General features: G+C 48.8%; 25 protein-coding genes. 13 read left to right on the top strand and 12 right to left on the bottom strand.

All coding sequences use genetic code 11. From position 1 onward, the window contains the following. Positions 1-43: 43 nt before the first annotated feature. The 7 genes from Q8O92_00780 to Q8O92_00750 all read right to left on the bottom strand — a co-directional run bounded on the left by Q8O92_00780 (position 44) and on the right by Q8O92_00750 (position 5708). Positions 44-190, bottom strand: coding sequence for a hypothetical protein (locus tag Q8O92_00780; protein MDP2981849.1), 147 nt, complete (start codon positions 188-190; stop codon positions 44-46). Positions 191-304: 114 nt separating this feature from the next. Next, complete coding sequence (greA, locus tag Q8O92_00775; GenBank protein ID MDP2981848.1) at positions 305-775, bottom strand: transcription elongation factor GreA; 471 nt, start codon at positions 773-775, stop codon at positions 305-307. 15 nt (positions 776-790) lie between these two features. After that, entirely contained in the window at positions 791-1843 is a 1053-nt protein-coding gene (locus Q8O92_00770) for a DUF933 domain-containing protein (protein ID MDP2981847.1), read from the bottom strand. Positions 1844-2070: 227 nt separating this feature from the next. Continuing rightward, a complete protein-coding gene (locus Q8O92_00765; protein ID MDP2981846.1) occupies positions 2071-3219 on the bottom strand; it encodes a 1-deoxy-D-xylulose-5-phosphate reductoisomerase in 1149 nt (382 codons plus the stop codon). Between the two features lie 2 nt (positions 3220-3221). Next, positions 3222-4061 (bottom strand): phosphatidate cytidylyltransferase, encoded by an 840-nt coding sequence (locus tag Q8O92_00760; protein MDP2981845.1) that lies wholly within the window; start codon positions 4059-4061, stop codon positions 3222-3224. Further along, complete coding sequence (locus Q8O92_00755; protein MDP2981844.1) at positions 4061-4867, bottom strand: isoprenyl transferase; 807 nt, start codon at positions 4865-4867, stop codon at positions 4061-4063. Before Q8O92_00755 ends, Q8O92_00760 begins: the two co-directional genes overlap by 1 nt. Next, complete coding sequence (locus tag Q8O92_00750) at positions 4839-5708, bottom strand: PHP domain-containing protein (protein MDP2981843.1); 870 nt, start codon at positions 5706-5708, stop codon at positions 4839-4841. The genes Q8O92_00755 and Q8O92_00750 overlap by 29 nt, the downstream gene beginning before the upstream one ends. Positions 5709-5972: 264 nt before the next feature. On the opposite strand from Q8O92_00750, the gene Q8O92_00745 reads away from it, so the two are divergent. The 5 genes from Q8O92_00745 to Q8O92_00725 all read left to right on the top strand — a co-directional run bounded on the left by Q8O92_00745 (position 5973) and on the right by Q8O92_00725 (position 7617). Beyond that, entirely contained in the window at positions 5973-6452 is a 480-nt protein-coding gene (locus Q8O92_00745; GenBank protein MDP2981842.1) for an aspartate-ammonia lyase, read from the top strand. 81 nt (positions 6453-6533) lie between these two features. Next, entirely contained in the window at positions 6534-6857 is a 324-nt protein-coding gene (locus Q8O92_00740; GenBank protein ID MDP2981841.1) for a DUF4258 domain-containing protein, read from the top strand. Beyond that, positions 6854-7069: a hypothetical protein gene (locus tag Q8O92_00735; GenBank protein ID MDP2981840.1), complete on the top strand. Its 216-nt coding sequence runs from the start codon at positions 6854-6856 to the stop codon at positions 7067-7069. Before Q8O92_00740 ends, Q8O92_00735 begins: the two co-directional genes overlap by 4 nt. A gap of 69 nt (positions 7070-7138) precedes the next feature. Then, positions 7139-7330, top strand: coding sequence for a hypothetical protein (locus Q8O92_00730; GenBank protein ID MDP2981839.1), 192 nt, complete (start codon positions 7139-7141; stop codon positions 7328-7330). After that, a complete protein-coding gene (locus Q8O92_00725; protein ID MDP2981838.1) occupies positions 7327-7617 on the top strand; it encodes an SEC-C metal-binding domain-containing protein in 291 nt (96 codons plus the stop codon). The genes Q8O92_00730 and Q8O92_00725 overlap by 4 nt, the downstream gene beginning before the upstream one ends. A 33-nt stretch (positions 7618-7650) precedes the next feature. Here the strand turns inward: Q8O92_00725 and Q8O92_00720 are convergent, their stop codons facing one another. After that, positions 7651-8949 (bottom strand): SMP-30/gluconolactonase/LRE family protein, encoded by a 1299-nt coding sequence (locus tag Q8O92_00720; GenBank protein ID MDP2981837.1) that lies wholly within the window; start codon positions 8947-8949, stop codon positions 7651-7653. After that, the gene (locus Q8O92_00715; GenBank protein ID MDP2981836.1) at positions 8946-10019 is read right to left on the bottom strand and encodes a Gfo/Idh/MocA family oxidoreductase; all 1074 of its coding nucleotides are present in this window, start codon (positions 10017-10019) and stop codon (positions 8946-8948) included. Before Q8O92_00715 ends, Q8O92_00720 begins: the two co-directional genes overlap by 4 nt. Positions 10020-10398: 379 nt before the next feature. Here Q8O92_00715 and Q8O92_00710 point away from each other — a divergent pair, with 379 nt between their 5' ends. The 6 genes from Q8O92_00710 (at position 10399) to Q8O92_00685 (ending at position 12446) form a co-directional block, all read left to right on the top strand. Further along, the gene (locus Q8O92_00710; protein ID MDP2981835.1) at positions 10399-10602 is read left to right on the top strand and encodes a DNA-binding protein; all 204 of its coding nucleotides are present in this window, start codon (positions 10399-10401) and stop codon (positions 10600-10602) included. Further along, positions 10602-10883, top strand: coding sequence for a Fic family protein (locus tag Q8O92_00705; protein ID MDP2981834.1), 282 nt, complete (start codon positions 10602-10604; stop codon positions 10881-10883). The genes Q8O92_00710 and Q8O92_00705 overlap by 1 nt, the downstream gene beginning before the upstream one ends. Before the next feature lie 103 nt (positions 10884-10986). Further along, entirely contained in the window at positions 10987-11271 is a 285-nt protein-coding gene (locus Q8O92_00700) for a hypothetical protein (protein ID MDP2981833.1), read from the top strand. Between the two features lie 48 nt (positions 11272-11319). Beyond that, positions 11320-11568: a type II toxin-antitoxin system HicB family antitoxin gene (locus tag Q8O92_00695; GenBank protein ID MDP2981832.1), complete on the top strand. Its 249-nt coding sequence runs from the start codon at positions 11320-11322 to the stop codon at positions 11566-11568. Further along, on the top strand, positions 11568-11786 hold the full coding sequence (locus Q8O92_00690) for a type II toxin-antitoxin system HicA family toxin (protein MDP2981831.1): 219 nt from the start codon (positions 11568-11570) through the stop codon (positions 11784-11786). Before Q8O92_00695 ends, Q8O92_00690 begins: the two co-directional genes overlap by 1 nt. Positions 11787-12008: 222 nt before the next feature. Continuing rightward, positions 12009-12446, top strand: a complete 438-nt coding sequence (locus Q8O92_00685) for a hypothetical protein (GenBank protein ID MDP2981830.1) — start codon at positions 12009-12011, stop codon at positions 12444-12446. Between the two features lie 17 nt (positions 12447-12463). On the opposite strand, the gene Q8O92_00680 is transcribed toward Q8O92_00685, so the two are convergent. Continuing rightward, the gene (locus Q8O92_00680) at positions 12464-13456 is read right to left on the bottom strand and encodes an aldo/keto reductase (protein ID MDP2981829.1); all 993 of its coding nucleotides are present in this window, start codon (positions 13454-13456) and stop codon (positions 12464-12466) included. Positions 13457-13651: 195 nt separating this feature from the next. Then, positions 13652-13894 (bottom strand): hypothetical protein, encoded by a 243-nt coding sequence (locus Q8O92_00675; GenBank protein ID MDP2981828.1) that lies wholly within the window; start codon positions 13892-13894, stop codon positions 13652-13654. 625 nt (positions 13895-14519) lie between these two features. Between Q8O92_00675 and Q8O92_00670 the strand changes: the two genes are divergently transcribed. Further along, a complete protein-coding gene (locus Q8O92_00670) occupies positions 14520-15959 on the top strand; it encodes a hypothetical protein (protein MDP2981827.1) in 1440 nt (479 codons plus the stop codon). A gap of 171 nt (positions 15960-16130) precedes the next feature. Then, positions 16131-16898 carry a hypothetical protein gene (locus tag Q8O92_00665; GenBank protein MDP2981826.1) on the top strand — a complete coding sequence of 256 codons (768 nt, stop codon included), beginning with the start codon at positions 16131-16133 and terminating at the stop codon, positions 16896-16898. Between the two features lie 80 nt (positions 16899-16978). Here Q8O92_00665 and Q8O92_00660 read toward each other — a convergent pair. Further along, positions 16979-17422, bottom strand: a 444-nt coding sequence (locus Q8O92_00660; GenBank protein ID MDP2981825.1) for a radical SAM protein, incomplete at its 5' end; no start/stop codon positions are given.

Here is a 17422-nt window from a genome sequence, read left to right as displayed (position 1 = left end):
AAGAAATGAATCAAGAGTGAGCCATGAGCAATTGTCGTGTTACTTATACATGACGAAATATTTTTAATGCGCTTCTTTTCAAAATAGATGCCGAAACGGTTTCATCGTTCCCGCCTGCGGCAACGGTTTCATCGTTCCCGCCTGCGGCAACGGTTTCATCGTTCCCGCGAAGCGGCAACAAGTTCGGCATGACACGTGTCATCCTGAACTCGTTTCAGGATCTAAACACTCAAAACATGCGCAATTATTATATCGTCATGTATTTAAAAAACGACTTTTGCAAAAACCGCAAATCTCTCTCTTTTTATCTCGAAATGTTCACTATCCGGTAACGCAGCGTTCCTTTAGGAACGGTGATTTCTACCACCTCACCGACTGCCTTTCCCAGAAGGGTTTTCCCAATGGGAGAAGTTGTCGAGATCTTACGGTTTTTGAAATCCGCCTCCACTTCATGAACAAGGATATAGAAGATATCTTCTCCGGAATTCAGGTCTTTCATATCTACCCGCGCTCCGATGTATACTTTTTCGGAAGAAATCTTCTGGTCTTCAATGATGCAGACATTCCGGATCATGACCTCGAGATGGTTGATGCGGGATTGAATGAGGCGCTGCTCTTCCTTGGCGGCGTCATACTCCCCGTTCTCCGAAAGGTCTCCCTTACGGCGGGCTTCCTGAAGAGAGTGAAGCACCTCAGGCCTCCTGACCTCCTTCAAAAATTTCAATTCCTCGTGGAGTTTTCTTTCAGCTTCTCTGCTGATATGCACATTACACATGAAGCAAAATCTCCCTTATACACTGAACCGTATGGTTAAAATATCTCCGTCCCGTGTCACGTAGTCTTTTCCCTCGATGCGGAGCAATCCCATGTCCCGGGCGGTTTTGAACGAACCTGCCTTGATCAGGTCTTCAAAAGATACTACTTCGGCCCGGATAAATCCCCGCTCCATATCCGAATGTATCACTCCGGCGCATTCCGGGGCGCGGGCGCCCTTCCGCACAGTCCAGGCCCGCACCTCATCCTTCCCTCCGGCGGTGAAGAACGAAATCAGGCCCAGGCTCGTATAACTGAGACGGATTACCTTTCCCAAAGCCGGTTCTTCTATCCCCACAGACCGGAGAAATTCGGGGCGATCATATTCATCAAGGCCGGCTATTTCCATTTCAATTTCGGCGCAGATGGCAGCACAGGTTGAATTTCTTACCGTTGTGAACGGCTTCTCGAATTCTCCAGCTTTCCCGGAAATCAGGGCCTCCTCGGAGATATTGACCACAATGAAAAGCGGTTTTCGTGAAAGAAACTGAAAACCGCGGATGGTTTTTTCTTCATCTTCCGTCAGATCCAGATCCCTGAGAGGCTTACCATCTTCGAGCAGGCTGCGGCATCGCTCAAGCACGGATTTCTCAAGGTGCATATCCCCGCTTTTGCCGCTGCGCATGTCTTTCTCTATCCGTTCCAGCCTCCCTGTCGCCACAACGAGGTCTGTGAACACCAGCTCGCCGGTAACGGCATCAAAATCACTCATAGGGCCGGCTTTATCCCGGAAGGCATCGAGCACCACTATAAGGGAATCGGCGTTCTTCAGGGTTTGCAGCACCTGGGGTTCCATTCCCTTGCCCCGGACTGAAGACTGCCCGGCTATATCGAAGTATTCCATGGCGGCATAGGTTTTTTTTAAGGGCTCGAACATCTCGTAGAGACGATCGAGCCTGGAATCCGGCACTTTTACGATGCCGACATGGATATCTTTCCCGTGAGCGAGAGCGCTGTAATTCTGCCCGGTGAGAGCACAGAACAAAGTCGTTTTCCCTGAAAAGGGCAGCCCGGTAATGCCTGTTTTCATCAGTATTTCCTTACTCCCTCACCCCCTACCCCCTCTCCCGCAAGCGGGCGAGTGGGTAGGGTAAGTATTATTGAAAATATAACGCCGTGTGCCCATTTAGATCCTGAAACGAGTTCAGGATGACACGTGTCATGCCGAACTTGTTTCGGCATCTATATATTCGATCACGAACCTTATCTAATGGCATACCCGGATTTCCTTATGTTACTTTGCAACTTTGTCACTTTTTACTTATTCAGTATTTCATCCATTCGACGTTTGGCATTCATGTCGGCGGTAATAAGCTCATCAACGGAAGGCGTCTCTATAAATTCATGTTCATCCATCACTTTCTGAATTGTCAAAGGGATATCCATAAAAGCTATATGTCCTTCCACAAAAGCCTCCACTGCCTGTTCATTGGCGCCGTTCATGACTGCCGGCGCTGTGCCGCCGCGGGCAAGCGCCCCATATGCCAGTTTCAGGCAGGGGAACCGCTCCCTGTCAGGCGGTTCGAATGCCATAGAAAAGGATCTCGAAAAATCCAATCCTCCGTATGGTGAAGGCAGTCTCTCAGGGTCTGTCATTGCGTACTGAATGGCAAGACGCATGTCCGGCCGTGACATCTGCGACAGGATGGCGCCGTCGATAAACTCCACAAAGGAATGAACAAGAGAAGATCGGTGAATGGTAACATCGATCCGATCTCCCGGAATGCCGAACAAACGGCTGGCTTCGATGACTTCCAGTCCTTTATTCATCAGGGTGGCGGAATCTATAGTGTTTTTGGTTCCCATGGACCAGGTCGGATGATTAAGCGCCTGCTCCACTGTAACCCTGGCAAGCTGCTTTAGGGTTAAATCAATGAACGGTCCGCCGGATGCTGTCAGGATAAGACGCTTGACTTTATTGCGCCGCTCGCCTTTCAGGCATTGGTGGATGGCGCTCATTTCACTGTCTATGGGAACAATTCGTTTGCCGTACCGTTTGACCGTATCCATGACCAGTTCTCCGGCCATGACCATGGTTTCCTTATTGGCCAGGAGAACATCTTTTCCGCTTTCCAGCGCAGCAAGGGTCGGTATCATTCCTACCGATCCGACCAGCCCGTTAATCACTGCATCCGCCTCCAGGGTTTTAATCATTTCGATCATGCCCTGGAAATCCTCGTACACATGGGTACGGCCGCCGACCCGGTTCCGTACCTCGCAGGCGATCTGACGATCCCTAAGCGACACCGCTTCCGGCTGAAAACGGGCGATCTGCTCGTACATACTCTCTCCGGACCGGCCGGCGGCAAGTCCGACAACCCGGAACTGCTTTGGATTTGCAGCGATAACATCAAGGCTCGATTTCCCGATGGAGCCGGTGGAGCCGAGGATGATAAAGCGTTTCAAAATCACCTCCAGAAGGCAGTATAGATAAGCAGATACAGGTAAATGACCGGGGCGGCAAAGAATAGACTGTCAAAACGATCGAGAACACCGCCATGACCGGGAATAATATGCGATGAGTCCTTTATCCCCACATCTCTCTTGATGATGGATTCGGAGAGATCTCCGGCCTGCCCGGAAAATCCCGCCAGAACTGACACGATCATGATCTGCAGAAGAGAATACCCGGTGAAAAGAGCGGTCGCCGCTCCGAACACCAACACACCAGCCATCCCTCCCCAGAATCCTTCCATCGTTTTTTTAGGGGAAATTTGCGGGAAAAAAGGATGTTTACCCCAAAAACGACCGGCGAAATATGATGTCGTATCAAAAGTCCAGATGACCAGCACCAGATAAAACAGGAGAAACCGGTTGTCCGTCCCAAACAGAACGCCGGGGTATAACAGTATCTGAAACAGATATACAATGAACGCCGCCGGATATATGGTTACCAGAAGCGCCAGGGATACATTCCGGAGTTTGCGCTCTTTACCGGTGATTATCTCGATAATGAAATAGATTATCAGCGCGGTCACCAGGATGCCTGGAACCTGCTCGGACTTTCGGATGACTGCATCGGCCACAATTGCCAGCCCGGCCATGTAACCGGTGAGATGGTGGAAAAAACCCAGTTCGCCGTTCAGCATCCGGAAAAATTCCCACTGCCCTAAAAGGGTCAGGAGCGCCAGAAGTGCAAAAAGGGGATACCCTCCTTGCCAGAAAATCCACACGATCAGGGGGCCGAAGACCACGCCCACAACAATCCTTTTCACTGTGGAGCTGTCGAGGGTCTTCTGCGGCTGCATTATTCCCCGCCTCCTCCGGTAAGAAATGCGGCGATCTTTTTAGTCACACCGCTGATCTGCTGGCTCGTCTTTCCGAATCGGCGCTCCCTTCCGGCATACGATTCCAGGGCATCATAGAAGTCAGATTCCGTGAAATCCGGCCACATGGTGTCGGTGACCCAGAGCTCGGTATAGGCAAGCTGCCAGAGGAGAAAATTGGACAGCCTGTACTCACCGGAAGTGCGGATAAGAAGGTCCGGATCCGGAATCCCCGCAGTATCCAGGGCGGATTCTATATTTTCCGGGGTTATATCCCCGGGATCGAGAAGACCTTTTTTCACACTCGCCGCTATTTTACGGGCAGCCCGCAGAATCTCGTCACGACCGCCGTAATTGAGAGCCAGAACAAGGGTCAGGCCGTCATTAGCGGATGTTTCCGCAATAGCCGATGCGAGCGCTTCACGGCTCCTTTTGGGAAGTGCGGAAGTATTTCCGATGGTTTTCAGCCGTACATGGTTTTTATGGAGCTCCGGAACCTCTTTTTCAAGGGTTTCAGAAAGAAGGTCCATAAGCCCCATCACCTCTCCGGGGGGGCGGCTCCAGTTTTCGGAAGAAAATGTATACAGGGTCATATACCCGATACCGATACTTCCCGCAGCCCTGACAATTTCACGGACGGTTCGGATTCCCTCACGGTGTCCCTCGATATGGTGAAGGCTGCGCTTTTTTGCCCAGCGGCCGTTTCCGTCCATAATGATGGCGATATGCACCGGAAGGCAGCTTCGTTTCAGCGCTTCTTTACGGATCTGAAGCGATTCGTTTTCCAATAATTTCCCTGCTCTCGTGGAATGCTTTCATTTCGGAAATGGTTTTTGGACTGACTTTCAGCGAATCGCTGAGCTTTTTGAAATTACGCCGTCTCCCCTTCCCATGCCAGTCCGAGCCGCCGGTGACAATGAGGCCGTATTTTTTTGCAAGCTTTTCATAATACATCTGCTTTTCCACAACATGCAGCGGATGGATCGCCTCCACTCCCATCAGACCGTATTCCATCAGCTCAAATATCAACTCGTCACGGTTCAGTACGCCCGGATGCGCCAGAACAGGAATGCCCCCGCTCTTGAGAATAAGCTCGATCGCTTCACCGGGGGTTACCTTGTATTTGGGAACATAGGCGGGGCCATGAGTCCCGATGTAGCGGGTGAAAGCCTCGTCATACGTGGTGACCAGTTCCTCGGAAACGAGCGCTTCGGCGATATGCGGCCTCCCCACCGGGGCGCCGTGGGCAATCCGCAGAACCGTATCTATCTGGATATCGAGACCGAGACGATTCAGGTACGCAACAATCTCTTCCGCTCTTTCTCTCCTTTTTTCTTTGAAAAAGGAGATCCGGCGGATGAATTCGGCATCGGTATAATCGATATGGTATCCAAGGATATGAATGTCATAGAGATCCTCAATCGATGAAAGCTCTATCCCGGCTATCAGATCAAGTCCGGTGCCTTCCGCCGCTTTGATGCCACGTATCACACCTTCAACGGTATCATGATCGGTTATGGAAATAACCGTATATCCTTCCTGAATGGCTGCTTCGACGATTTCCTCGGGTGTATCCAGACCGTCGGAGCAGGTGGTATGAAGGTGGAGATCAATTGTTCCGTTTAACATCGATTCTCTCCGCTGTGCTTTCTTTTTTCCATAACCATATAAGATAGAGAGAGTCGGCTCATAAGTCAACCGTTAGTCTCAGGTAAGAAAAATAAGTGATTGGGGGATGGCAGGAAATAGAAAGGTGTTTGACTGAAGGAGAATTTTCAGTATTTTGAAAAATTGAAACCTTTGATTTATTCTCGCGCAAAGAAAAGAAAGGATGCCAAACCGAAAAACGGGTTTTTTGGAAACCATCGAAACAGTAGTTAGAAGTTTAAGCTGATGAATAGTGCGAACAATCTAGTCGGAACTGCGGGCGAGTATTTTGTCTGCGCCGAGTTGTGCCGTCAAGGCTATCTTGCTCTTCTTACGCCCAAAAACAATCCCTTGTTTGATATCGTTGTAACAAATCGGGATATCACTAGAAGCGTTTCCATTCAAGTAAAAACTCGCTCTGTTCATAACAAGCAAGGATGGAAGCTCGGCGCCGACATTACGTCTGGTTTAGTTCCAAAAGGCTTGTTTGTTGCCCTGGTAAATCTCACAGTTGATGGTTCCCCTGAATATTACGTCTATGAATATTCCACCTTGTCGCGTCGTGTTTCAGAGGTTTATACGGCATATATTACCAAGCCAAAACGCGATGGCTCAATGCGAAAGGAAGTAGGCTTTCGGTGGTTCGATGAAATATCTTTTGATGAAGACGACCACTCAAGAAGAAACAATTGGTCGCCAATCATTCGAGCCTTAGAAAACTCCTAACATTACCACTTACCGCCGTTGATTCAGCCCCGTTCGCCGTATAAAAATAACTTGATATTTACGAAGATATGAGCATATTTTATGAGTGATACATATAAGCAGATAGTAGCTCTTATAAAAAAAGGCGATATTCTGGTTTCTGATCATGGTTACGATGAAATGGCGGAAGAAGAAATATTTGTCAGAGATATAATTTCCGGTATTGATAATTCTCGATTGGTTGAAGATTATCCAAATTATACAAAGGGACCTTGTGTCTTACTTTTACAACGAGCTAGTGATGAAAAACCGATACATGTCGTATGGGGTATTCCCAAAGGATATTTATCCCCTGCCGTCATTGTCACCGCATATCGGCCTGATCCAAATCGGTGGAGCGATGATTTTTTAAGGAGAAAAAGATGAATATCAGACATCATACAAAATATATCCACGAAGGTAAATATGTTGCCGAAGCGGATGTTGAGTTACTTGAAAATGATGAGGGCTGGTCTCCATACCTTTCCATTGAAGATGCATACAAGCTTGACGACATTCGAGATGCCCTTAGACGCGGTGATATAAAAAAAGCATCTCAATTTGCTCGTATTTTCAGCCTTACTCCAGTTGTTATCTGATTATTTCTCGGCGAACCCTTGCATACATCGGGTGCAGCCCTTGCTATGTTTACTTTGGTGAGGTATACAATGGAAAACAATAAACATATCGGAAGTAATTTCGACGATTTTCTCGAAGAAGAAGGCATGCTGGCCAATGTAGAGGCGGCGACGCACGCTGTGGAGAGTCTGACTCCACTTGAGATTGGCAGCCGTGAACAATACGTTTTCATAATTGGCCGCGAAACGAAACGCCGAAAAGAAAAAGAGAGAGCACTGTGACGAAGCTTGGAACTAACAAAAAGCCGGCGATAGTCCGTGTTCAAACCGAAGCACGGGCTCAAGAAATAATCGCAATTTGTGAACAAAATGGATGGATATTCATTGTCGGGATTGAACCGGACAAGCCTGAAGACATCTCCCATGTGGTCAAACTGATGAAGAAAGGAACTCAAGAGAAACGTACGGACTTCACCCCCCGAGTAAGCCGGAACGACTACTGTCCGTGCGGCAGCGGCAGTAAATACAAGAACTGCTGCTGGGAAAAGGACAATGTTGCCAACACCTGAATGCAGGTGTGCTTTATTTTTCTTAACCGTTTCTCACTTCAACAGCATCACCTTCCTCGTCTCAGACGCGCTTCCAGTAATCAGCCGTACAAAATATGTTCCGCTCGGCAGATTCCCCGCATACCATGACATCATGTATTTTCCGGGTTGCGCCGGCCCGCTTTTCAATACCGCTACCCGCTGGCCGAGCATGTTAAAAACGGACAGTTCGATGACGGATTCGCTCCGGACGGTGTATTCGATAACCGTGGAGGAATTGAACGGATTGGGATAATTCCCCGCCAGAACAAAGCTCTGCGGTTTGGCGGTATCGTTTTGCGCCATGAGAGCATTTCGGTTCTGGTAGAGCTGCCAGCTTCTGCCGGGGAGGTCAACCCGGAATGTTTCGATACTGCCGTCATTAGCCAGGGTGACATAGCAAGTACGGCCGTCGGGGCCGCCGAAATCAAGGTTGCTGGGATTTTTGCCGATGAGTTTTATCTCCTGGAGGATTTCGCCCTTAGGAGAAACCTTGGTCACCGCGCTGTTCTCCAGTCGGGTGATGTACAGGTTTCCGGCGATGTCGCAGCGCATGCCGTCCAGGGTGGAGTCGGCGAATTTGATGAGCAGGCGCTTGTTGCTGGTTTTGCCCTCCGGGGAGAGATCGAACGTCCAGACATTGCGCTGATTTGACTCATTGACATAGAGGGTTTTCTCATCGGCGCCGACCTCGATGCCATTGGTGGTACCCGAGAGGGAGTCGAGCAGAGTAACCGCGCCGTTCGTATCGATGCGCCATATCTTTCCGGTTGCTTTGTTGAAATCGGGATCGCTGGCATAGAGAATGTCGTTGGCGCCAATGGCGATGTCGTTCGGCTGGCTCATGGCGGATTCATGGGCAAAGACGGTGATTTCACGGGTTTTCATGTCCACCTTGAAAATGTTGTGGTTGACATAGTCGGCGATGAACATGAAATCCTTGCTGTTGAACCGTATGCCGTTGCCGACACTGGTCCCGGGGAGCTGGACGAAAATACCTGCCTGGCCGTCCGGGGTCACTTTCCCGATGGCGCCCTTTTTGGAATAATTGACCGCATAAAGATTTCCGGAGATATCGCAGGCCGGACCTTCGATGCTCGTGGTGAAACCGCCGGGCGGAATGAAGATTTTGCTTACATACAGTTCTTCATTTCCAGTGGCAGTTTCCCGTGCGTTTGTTGTAACGGTTGAAAAGCAGGTAAACACTGTTGCTAAAAAGAAGAACGCAACCAGAAAACGGTGAGTGAGAAATTGAATACTATGTAATCTTCCCTGTAGTGTCAGGTGGTGGAAACGCACTTTTCCCCTTATCATTTTTTTACGGGCGCCAGAGTTCGGCTCACAACATAATCACGGATGCCATCGGTATAGGGAAGTGCATCGTTGCCTCCCAGGGAATCGAGCTTCACCGCCCTTCCGGTCAGCCGTGACACATTGGCTGCCACCAGGGCGCGATGCTGTTCGAGTATCGCCTCGTAAGGCCGGGGAATCTTCCCGAATGAATACAGGTCGTTCAGCTTGTCGAACATGTTCATGTCCCACTTGCCCTGGAGGATGAAGTTCCGGTTCTCTTTCACCGCATAGACATTCACATGAAACTGCCCCGGGTAGTTATTGACATGACACATCCCGATGATGGGAGGCTGGCCGTCGCGCGGTTTATAGGTGAGAACGCAGAGGGTATCGCCCGTGGGTTTCTTCTCATTACGGAATTGTCTGAGGTCGATCTCAAAGTCACCGGCGAAGTACACAGTGTCTATTCCGCCTCCGAGACCTGCATGTGCGTAATTAATGACATGGGGCAGATGCCAGGTGAAGTGGCCTTCTGGGCCGTATGCTTCGTACGCACGGATGGGTCCTTTTTCTTTCATAAATGCCTGCATCTGGGGAACTTCCTCCCCGAATTCCAGAGAGGAAGCGCTCATAAGGGGGGCTTTGTAAGCTTTCGCCAGCCTCACCGTCTCCTCCGCATCGGCTATGGTAGCAGTGAACGGACGGTTGATGAATGTGGGTTTCCCCATCTCAAGCCCCGGCTGCGCCAGTTCGAAGACCTTGCGGTAATCGGCATGCTCGATGTGGATACAGTCGCATTCTTTCGCAAGTTGAACCGGATCCCTGAAAACCTTTTCGTACACTTCGCCCTTCATGGCATCCGCCACTTGGGGATTGTCGTCCCAGACCCCATAGGGTTTCGCGAGAATTTCTTTCGTGTATCCTTCCGGGCGGGTTTTGAACCGAACGGCGAAACTGTGTGAGCCGAGTCCCAGAACGCCTATTTTCTTGATTTTCGTATCCTGCGCGAAAGCGGGGGCGCGGCGCGCGGCGACAATCCCGGCGATACCGGCGAGTGCGGCGCCTTGCATGAACGAACGACGGGTAGACATGGAATGCTCCTGTTTTTTATGAAATCATTCTCATTTTTTGCAATGGCTCAATATAGAAACATGAGGGAGGAATGTAAAGGGAAAAGGGAAGCGGAAAATCGCTTGACACGAGAATGAATTGTGCTATTTTTATACATAAATAATGAGGTTCTATAGGCGGGTTGTCCAAACCGAAATTGGAAAGTGAAAACCATAAGTTGAGGACTTAATCCTGTACCATGTTTTCTGCAACTATCCGGGAAGAGGGAACGAAATACCATGCCAACGGTTCTGAATAAACCTATATTGGTGTTTTTCATCAATGAATCAATTTTTTCAGGTCATGGGCAACTGCTTTTTAAAAGCATTGCCGGGATGATCTTTGTATATGGAGAAAACAATGAATACAATCACCATCAATCTGCCGGATGAGCGATTCGTTCAGCTGAAAGAAGCCGCGGGCCGGTTAGGTGTCGCACCTGAAGAACTCGCGCGCGCCAGTATCGAAGACATGCTCATGCTTCCCGACGAAATATTCAGTCGAACCCTTGATAATCTGTTGAAAAAGAACGCAGAACTTTATCAACGGCTGGCGGCGTTATAATGGTATACATCACGCTCAACAATGCTCTAGAAATTTACCTGCGGGTAATGGCGCAATCAGGGGGTTTAATGGGTGTGTTGAATATGGGCGCACTGGAGTCCGCCCTCGCTCAGCCGCGAATGACATTCGACGATGAAGATTTGTACCCGGCCATTATTGAAAAGGCCGCAGCTCTTGGATATTCTATGGTTAAAAATCATCCCTTTGTTGATGGCAACAAGAGAACAGGGCATGCAGTGATGGAAATGTTTCTCATAAAGCATATCATGAACCTGCACTAATCCATATTTACATAATACCTTGAAATTACATATCATAATTGTATTTATCCTTTTCGATTATGCATACATATACTCTTTTTTTAAAAACAAAGGATGATGATAAATGACTGAAGGAAAACCCGTTGAAGTGAAAGACAAAAAGCTTGTATGCTCCCATTGCGGCGGAGATAGTTTTGCGGAGCGGCACGCCAAACTGAACACAACCCTCATGACCTTATTCGATATGGACTGGCTCAACAAAACTGCCGATGTCTTCGTCTGCGCAAACTGCGGACATTTGGAATGGTTCCTGAATCCGGAGGTGGCGTCGGATGATGACTCGACGGAGTGTGTATCGTGCGGAGCCAAAATTCCCAAGGGGCATGAGAGGTGTTCCCGGTGTAAATAGCTAACTACATAGAACAACAACCGATTGTTGATCCAGAGGAGGTCAAGTATGATAAGACGTTACATAGATGCGGCTTTAGCCCACGCCCGGTATGAGTTGTTGACCGAGGACAAGACATTCTACTGTGATATACCGGACTGCCAAGGAGTGTACACAAGTGCAAATACATTAGAAATGTGTCGTAAAAACCTGGAGGAGATACTGGAAGAGTGGATACTTATTCGCATCTTTAGACGTCTTCCAATCCCTGAGATCGATGGTATCCGTATCGAGGTTAAAGTGGAGGATGTTGCCTGATGCCTCAGTTTGGTCCTATCAGGCAACGAGAACTGGTGGAATGTCTACGCCGGGCAGGTTTTGAAGGACCGTTTTCCGGTGGCAAGCATCCATTCATGGTTAAGAGAGAGTTGACTATCACAATCCCTAATCCCCATGGTGGAGAGATTGGCAGAGAGTTACTCGCAAAAATTCTTAGGCAGGCGGGACTGTCAAAAGAAGAATGGGAAAAGTTTTAGGACAAATGATCAAGAGTAACCGCGAAAGAATATAACACTTCCGATATCTCGACTTCTATCTTAAGGAAAGCGCTGTGAATCCACATTCGATACAAAAAGTCGTCAAAATAAAAAAAATGCACGAGCGGGAGTCCGATTTTACCTATTGGCAAAGCCAGTCTCCCCTGGTCAGACTGGAAACGGTTGAACAAATACGCCGTGAATATCATTCCTGGAGGTACGGTGCTGAACCAAGACTTCAAAGAGTTTATACAATTATTAAACGAAAACCGCGTTGAGTACCTTGTCGTAGGAGGATATGCGGTCGGATTTCATGGCCATCCGCGGTATACGAAAGATTTGGATATTTGGATAAAAATCAGCCAGGATAATGCTCGAAAGGTTTTGTTCGTGATTGGGCAGTTCGGCTTCGGATCTCTCGGTTTAACAAATGAGGATTTTCTTATCCCCGGCCAAATAATCCAAATGGGTTATCTTCCTGTCCGCATCGATATTATAAGCACTGTAGATGGTGTGGATTTCGATGAATGCTATAAGAATAAAGAAGAAATCGAGATTGATGGTACTAAGGTATATTTCATCGATCTGGAAAATTTAAAAAAGAATAAAAAGACGACCGGCCGTTTGCAGGACCTCGCTGACTTGGAAAACTTGCAGTAAGTTCAAACACACCTCTTTCATACCCCCCGTTGCGCCCAGTTGACCAGCCAGGCATATTCCGGTTTCTGGTTCAGGTACGCCCATTTCTTCTCCAGGGCGAGGAGGTCGATTTCATCGAGAACTTCAATCTCGAGGGCGCTTAGCTTCGGCTGGTAGACCCCTTGCAGGTTCTCCTCGATCTCACGGATGCTGTTCATGGCCGGAAGAGAGAGGTGGATTGCCCCGGTGGAGAGTGCGTAGCGGATGGCCGCCGAAGGTACTGAAATCCCGCGATCCTTTGGGCCGCCGATATAGCCGTTCTCTTTGGCAAAAGTAACCAGCATCTCGTTGCAGAACGGTTTCATCCCGACAAGGCCGTAATTGTATTTTTTCGCCAGGCGCAGGAATGCGGCCCATGAATTCTGCTTGTCGTTCGGGGTGGCCTTGTTGTGGACGAAATTGTAGGGGAAAATCACATAGTCGAGTGAGTCGCCGTATTTCTTGATGGCCTGAAGGATGTTTTCCTCGTTGTGGTCGACAATACCAACTCCGCGGATTTTCCCTTTCTGCTTTACCGCCAGGAGTTGGTCAAGCTTGGCGAATTCCTGGGACATTACCCGGTAAAGATCGATCCGCTCGCGGCCGAATTGTTTGAGCACCTCATTGACCCGCTTTTCTACATCGTTTGATTCCATGTAGAGGGACATGACCGTGTGCGGGTGATTTGCCAGGCTTTTGGACATTGGTGCGAACTGGAAATAGGTATGGTCATAGATGTCGAAGAAGTTGATGCCCATTTCGATCCCATACTGGATATGTTTGTCACGGCCTGACGGGTCGGCCATATTCTCCGTGGAAAGATGTGAACCGAATCCGAGACGCGACACCTTGATTCCCGTTTTCCCCAGGATAGTATATTTCATACGGTCTGACGAGGGCTGAATCATCCCGCTTCTCAACGCGGAAGAACATCCAACCGCTGCGGCTGCTGCGCCCAGGGCGGCTGTTTTAACAAAAACGCGGCGTTTCATGGAACCTCCTATTTTCCTTCAGGATAATCCTGGAATCATGCGAATCATGGTTCACCATCTTCTATTACACACTTCACAGGCATCAGTGTTTCAGATATTTTTTTCATCCTTCATCCCCCTCCTTCATCCTTGCCTTTACTTTGTCACCTGCAACTTTAATAATATCACATTCTCGCGCACTTTTCTATGAAAATATCATCCCGCCCCGTATTTCCTGAGCGAATCGAGAATTTCTACTTCTGTTTTCTCTGTTTCCCAGGAAACCAGGATTATTCCTTCCGGGCTGCCGAGTTGTTCGACTATCACATCGAGATCATCGATGTCCCCGAAGAACCGGATCGCGGTCATTGCGTGTGATGTAGAAAAGTGGGCGATCAAGCTCCCCGGCCCACCACCGGGCGGCGTCTTCCCTGATCTTTTCCCAGCGGCTTTGTTCAAAATCGATATTCATTTTTTTACAAGCCTTCTTGTGAAGCTTGTAATAAGCTGTCTTGCTGATTTATAGTTTCTCAATTAATTTCGAATGGAAGGAAAAAAAATAGATCCTGAAACGGATTTATCGTTCCCGCGAAGCGGCAACGAATTCAGGATGACGTCATGCCGAACATGTTGCCGCTTCGCGGGAACGAACCGTTTCGGCATCTGTTTTCCAATGATAGAGAATATATATTGTCATGTACAGTCACAATTTTTCATAATATCTTTATTACGAGAAAGTGTCAACCTAAAAGTTAGCGGCAAATGCTTGTTGTGCACCGGGTATCTTTCTAGTATTATTGTTTAATATACCAGATAGTGCCCTTTCTGTATTAAACCGATTCTCGTTCAATCATTCAAATTCAGCCCCCTTCCTGTCCTTTGGACATCCTTCCCCCGGAGGGGGCAGGAATCGACTGTGGAGCAACAACTTCCCTTGCCCCCTTCAGGGGTAAACGGTTTCATCGTTCCCGCGAAGCGGCAAGGGATCGAGGGAAAGGGGGCTGTCATAACAAAGGCATTCTTTAACAATTGATCGCGAATTAGTATTAAACCGATAAGTATTGATTTTTCATTGGGGGTTACGATGAAACAGCGGGTTTGTCTCCTGGTTATCGGCGCCAGCATCCTGGGAACTTTGATCATAGTCGACGTGATCAATTCAAAGTTTTCCACCGCTGGATATAATTCATCAAAACGAGGTCTTCTCCAAGCCGGTTATGCACGGGTGAAGATTACTCCGCCGGTCGGAACCCCCATGACCGGCTTCGGCGACAGGGACTGGGACCCCAAAGGCTCGCAGGGCGTTCATGATGACCTTTATGCCCGGGCTCTCTATCTCTCCCAGGGAGGGCAGGATGTTCTGATCATGGGCTTCGACCTGCTCTTTTTCTCACGGGATGAAGCAGACCGGTTCAAAGGCGCCATAGGCCGCCGCCTCGATCTCCCACCCGGGCGGATTCTCTTCAACACCTCCCACACCCATACAGGACCAAAAGTCGGAACCTGGTTCTACACACCATCGGATCCTTTTTACTTGAATCAGCTCGAATCGGCAATTGTGGAAGCGGCGGTGAAAGCGCACGATTCGGCCCGTGAAGCGGAAATCTTTGCCGGATCCGGAACTTCCGCTCTCCCCATGAGCCGCCGCAATAAGAACGAAACCGGAAGAATCGCCTTCCGGCCCAATCCTGCAGGAACCGTTTGCAGCACTTTGCCGGTCGCCATGATAAAGGATAAATCCGGGAAGCCTATCTGCCTGCTCTTCTCCACTTCCTGCCATCCTTCCACGATTAAAGGAAACGAGCGCAGCTATCAGATATCCGCAGATTACCCCGGCGCCGCTATGGCGAAACTCGACTCCTGGCTTGGAACTACGGCAAGCCTTTTCCTCCAGGGCGCCGGAGGCGACGCCAAAGCCAGCGTCATCGGCAAGGGAGAAAAAGAATGGCGCGCCGGGACCTGGGATGATGTAGACAAAGCCGGCGGGATGGTAGCGGATGAAGTTAAGGGAATTGTGGAAAAAGGTCTGGTCAAAATCCGGCCGGACCTCCGTACCGCAATGATTATAATGAACTGGCCGCTCACTCCCTCAATCGGAAGGGCCGGATATGAGGAGGTCATCAAAAATCCTAAAACAGACCCGGAAAGCTCTCCGGAAATCATGAAACTCTGGGCAAAAGAACAGATCGGATACCTGGACCGGGGATATATGCTTCCATCAAGCGTCCAAATAACTCTGCACGGCGTAAAACTGGGCAAAGGGCTTCGCCTGGTCGGAATAGAGGGGGAAGCGGTAGCGGAGCTGGGACTGATCATCAGAAATTTCTATCCGGATGGAGTGACATTCCCGATGGGCTACACCGACGGCGCCCAGATGTATTTGCCGACTTCGAACATGCTCGATGAGGGCGGTTATGAGGTGGAAAGCTACTGGGAGTACCGTCAGCCATCCCCTCTGGCCAAGGGTATGGAAAAAATCCTGACTGATACCCTTGCGCAGATACGGAAGGAAGGAATCGAATAATCGAAAGCTTCACTCACTTTCCAACTATACGGTTTCATCGTTCCCGCGAAGCGGCAACAAGTTCGGCATGACACGTGTCATCCTGAACCCGTTTCAGGATCTAAACACTCAAAACATACGCATTTATTTATGTCGTCCTATATAAACTCATGTCTAACAGGGAAAAATACCTTGAAAACTATTGAAGAACGCCTTGAACTTCTGGAAAAATCCAACCGCCGCTATAAAAAAGGAATGATCGCTCTCGCCATGACTCTAGTCCTGGTGGTAATTATGGGAGCTGCAGATATACCCAGCGTACAAAATGAAATCCGCGCCAAGACTTTTATTGTCATGAACGATAAGAACCAGCCGACGGCAATCTTGTCTTCTGAGAAGAATGGAACCGGTTTCATAACAATCAATAATGAAAGTAGCCAGCAGATGGTCAAGATCGGGGCCAGCACCTGGGGAGACGGCTACCTGGTCACCTATAACGTCAGGGGAGCGCGTCTGGTAAATCTTGCCTCCTCGGAAAGCCATGCCGGGGGGATAAACCTGTTCCACAGCAGTGGAAAACAAATGGTCGGTATGGGAGTGAATGACTGGGGTGACGGCTCCCTGGCCATTTTTGACGGCAACGGCGCGCAGCAGTCGTATATCAGCTCCACCAAAAATCATGAGGGGAATATGGTTTTTTTCAACAACAAAAACGTGCATTTGATTGAATTCACCGCAAGCGAAAATGGAGACGGCTTAATCACTACCTTTGGAACTGCCGGTAATCCCCAGACGAGAATATCCTCGACCGAAAATCATGATGCAGCCATAGCTCTCTTTAACAAAGATAGTAAACCCGTGGTCAACTTACAGGTGTCTAAAGAGGGGCAGGGAATTGTGGTGGTTTTAAATAAAAACGGTGAACTTACCGGCGTTCTTCCCGGTTCCAAACAGCAATGAACGAATACTTGCATGATTATTGTAGGCAAAAGTTTTGATTGCGAACGTCCTTTTAAATGTATCCATTTATTTACTATTTTTCATACTGTTTTCATCTGTTTAACCCGCTTCGTCTCCGCGAATTTCTCCAATGTCTCGGAAATCCTCGCCTTTATCCATTGTTCATCGAATTCCGCACGGTAAAGAAACCGGGTTTCATTTTCGATTTCCCAATCCCCTTCCAGGCTGAAGTCCTTCACCCTGTCATAAAGCGGTGAGCCCGGAAGGGGATAGGGTACATTGAAAGAAATCTCATCAAAGGGAAAGGAGAGGGCAAAGGAAAATGTTTTTTCCATGGATTCACGGGTTTCTCCAGGATATCCGACCAGGAAGAATGCAGCGGCTTTGATCCCCTCACGGTACAGGATGTCAAGGGTGTTCATGGCATCGTTGACCGTAACATTTTTATTCATTAGGGCAAGAGTGTCATCGGAACCGGATTCCAGGCCGAGGTATACCTTGATACAACCGGCGCGGTGCATGAC

Source organism: Candidatus Latescibacter sp., from assembly GCA_030692375.1.
Classification (GTDB): Bacteria; Latescibacterota; Latescibacteria; order Latescibacterales; family Latescibacteraceae; genus JAUYCD01.
Note: the sequence above shows the minus strand (reverse complement) of the source record. Positions and strands in the feature narration are given on the sequence as shown.

What these genes read in the sequence shown, in the direction of transcription:
- Q8O92_00680 (MDP2981829.1), bottom strand. Translation starts at nt 13,456, where the DNA reads ATGAAACGCCGCGTTTTTGTTAAAACAGCCGCCCTGGGCGCAGCAGCC.
- greA (MDP2981848.1), bottom strand. Translation starts at nt 775, where the DNA reads ATGTGTAATGTGCATATCAGCAGAGAAGCTGAAAGAAAACTCCACGAG.
- Q8O92_00715 (MDP2981836.1), bottom strand. Translation starts at nt 10,019, where the DNA reads ATGTCTACCCGTCGTTCGTTCATGCAAGGCGCCGCACTCGCCGGTATC.
- Q8O92_00760 (MDP2981845.1), bottom strand. Translation starts at nt 4,061, where the DNA reads ATGCAGCCGCAGAAGACCCTCGACAGCTCCACAGTGAAAAGGATTGTT.
- Q8O92_00770 (MDP2981847.1), bottom strand. Translation starts at nt 1,843, where the DNA reads ATGAAAACAGGCATTACCGGGCTGCCCTTTTCAGGGAAAACGACTTTG.
- Q8O92_00670 (MDP2981827.1), top strand. Translation starts at nt 14,520, where the DNA reads ATGAAACAGCGGGTTTGTCTCCTGGTTATCGGCGCCAGCATCCTGGGA.
- Q8O92_00730 (MDP2981839.1), top strand. Translation starts at nt 7,139, where the DNA reads ATGGAAAACAATAAACATATCGGAAGTAATTTCGACGATTTTCTCGAA.
- Q8O92_00745 (MDP2981842.1), top strand. Translation starts at nt 5,973, where the DNA reads ATGAATAGTGCGAACAATCTAGTCGGAACTGCGGGCGAGTATTTTGTC.
- Q8O92_00740 (MDP2981841.1), top strand. Translation starts at nt 6,534, where the DNA reads ATGAGTGATACATATAAGCAGATAGTAGCTCTTATAAAAAAAGGCGAT.
- Q8O92_00700 (MDP2981833.1), top strand. Translation starts at nt 10,987, where the DNA reads ATGACTGAAGGAAAACCCGTTGAAGTGAAAGACAAAAAGCTTGTATGC.
- Q8O92_00720 (MDP2981837.1), bottom strand. Translation starts at nt 8,949, where the DNA reads ATGATAAGGGGAAAAGTGCGTTTCCACCACCTGACACTACAGGGAAGA.
- Q8O92_00695 (MDP2981832.1), top strand. Translation starts at nt 11,320, where the DNA reads ATGATAAGACGTTACATAGATGCGGCTTTAGCCCACGCCCGGTATGAG.
- Q8O92_00705 (MDP2981834.1), top strand. Translation starts at nt 10,602, where the DNA reads ATGGTATACATCACGCTCAACAATGCTCTAGAAATTTACCTGCGGGTA.
- Q8O92_00690 (MDP2981831.1), top strand. Translation starts at nt 11,568, where the DNA reads ATGCCTCAGTTTGGTCCTATCAGGCAACGAGAACTGGTGGAATGTCTA.
- Q8O92_00780 (MDP2981849.1), bottom strand. Translation starts at nt 190, where the DNA reads ATGCCGAACTTGTTGCCGCTTCGCGGGAACGATGAAACCGTTGCCGCA.
- Q8O92_00750 (MDP2981843.1), bottom strand. Translation starts at nt 5,708, where the DNA reads ATGTTAAACGGAACAATTGATCTCCACCTTCATACCACCTGCTCCGAC.
- Q8O92_00735 (MDP2981840.1), top strand. Translation starts at nt 6,854, where the DNA reads ATGAATATCAGACATCATACAAAATATATCCACGAAGGTAAATATGTT.
- Q8O92_00710 (MDP2981835.1), top strand. Translation starts at nt 10,399, where the DNA reads ATGAATACAATCACCATCAATCTGCCGGATGAGCGATTCGTTCAGCTG.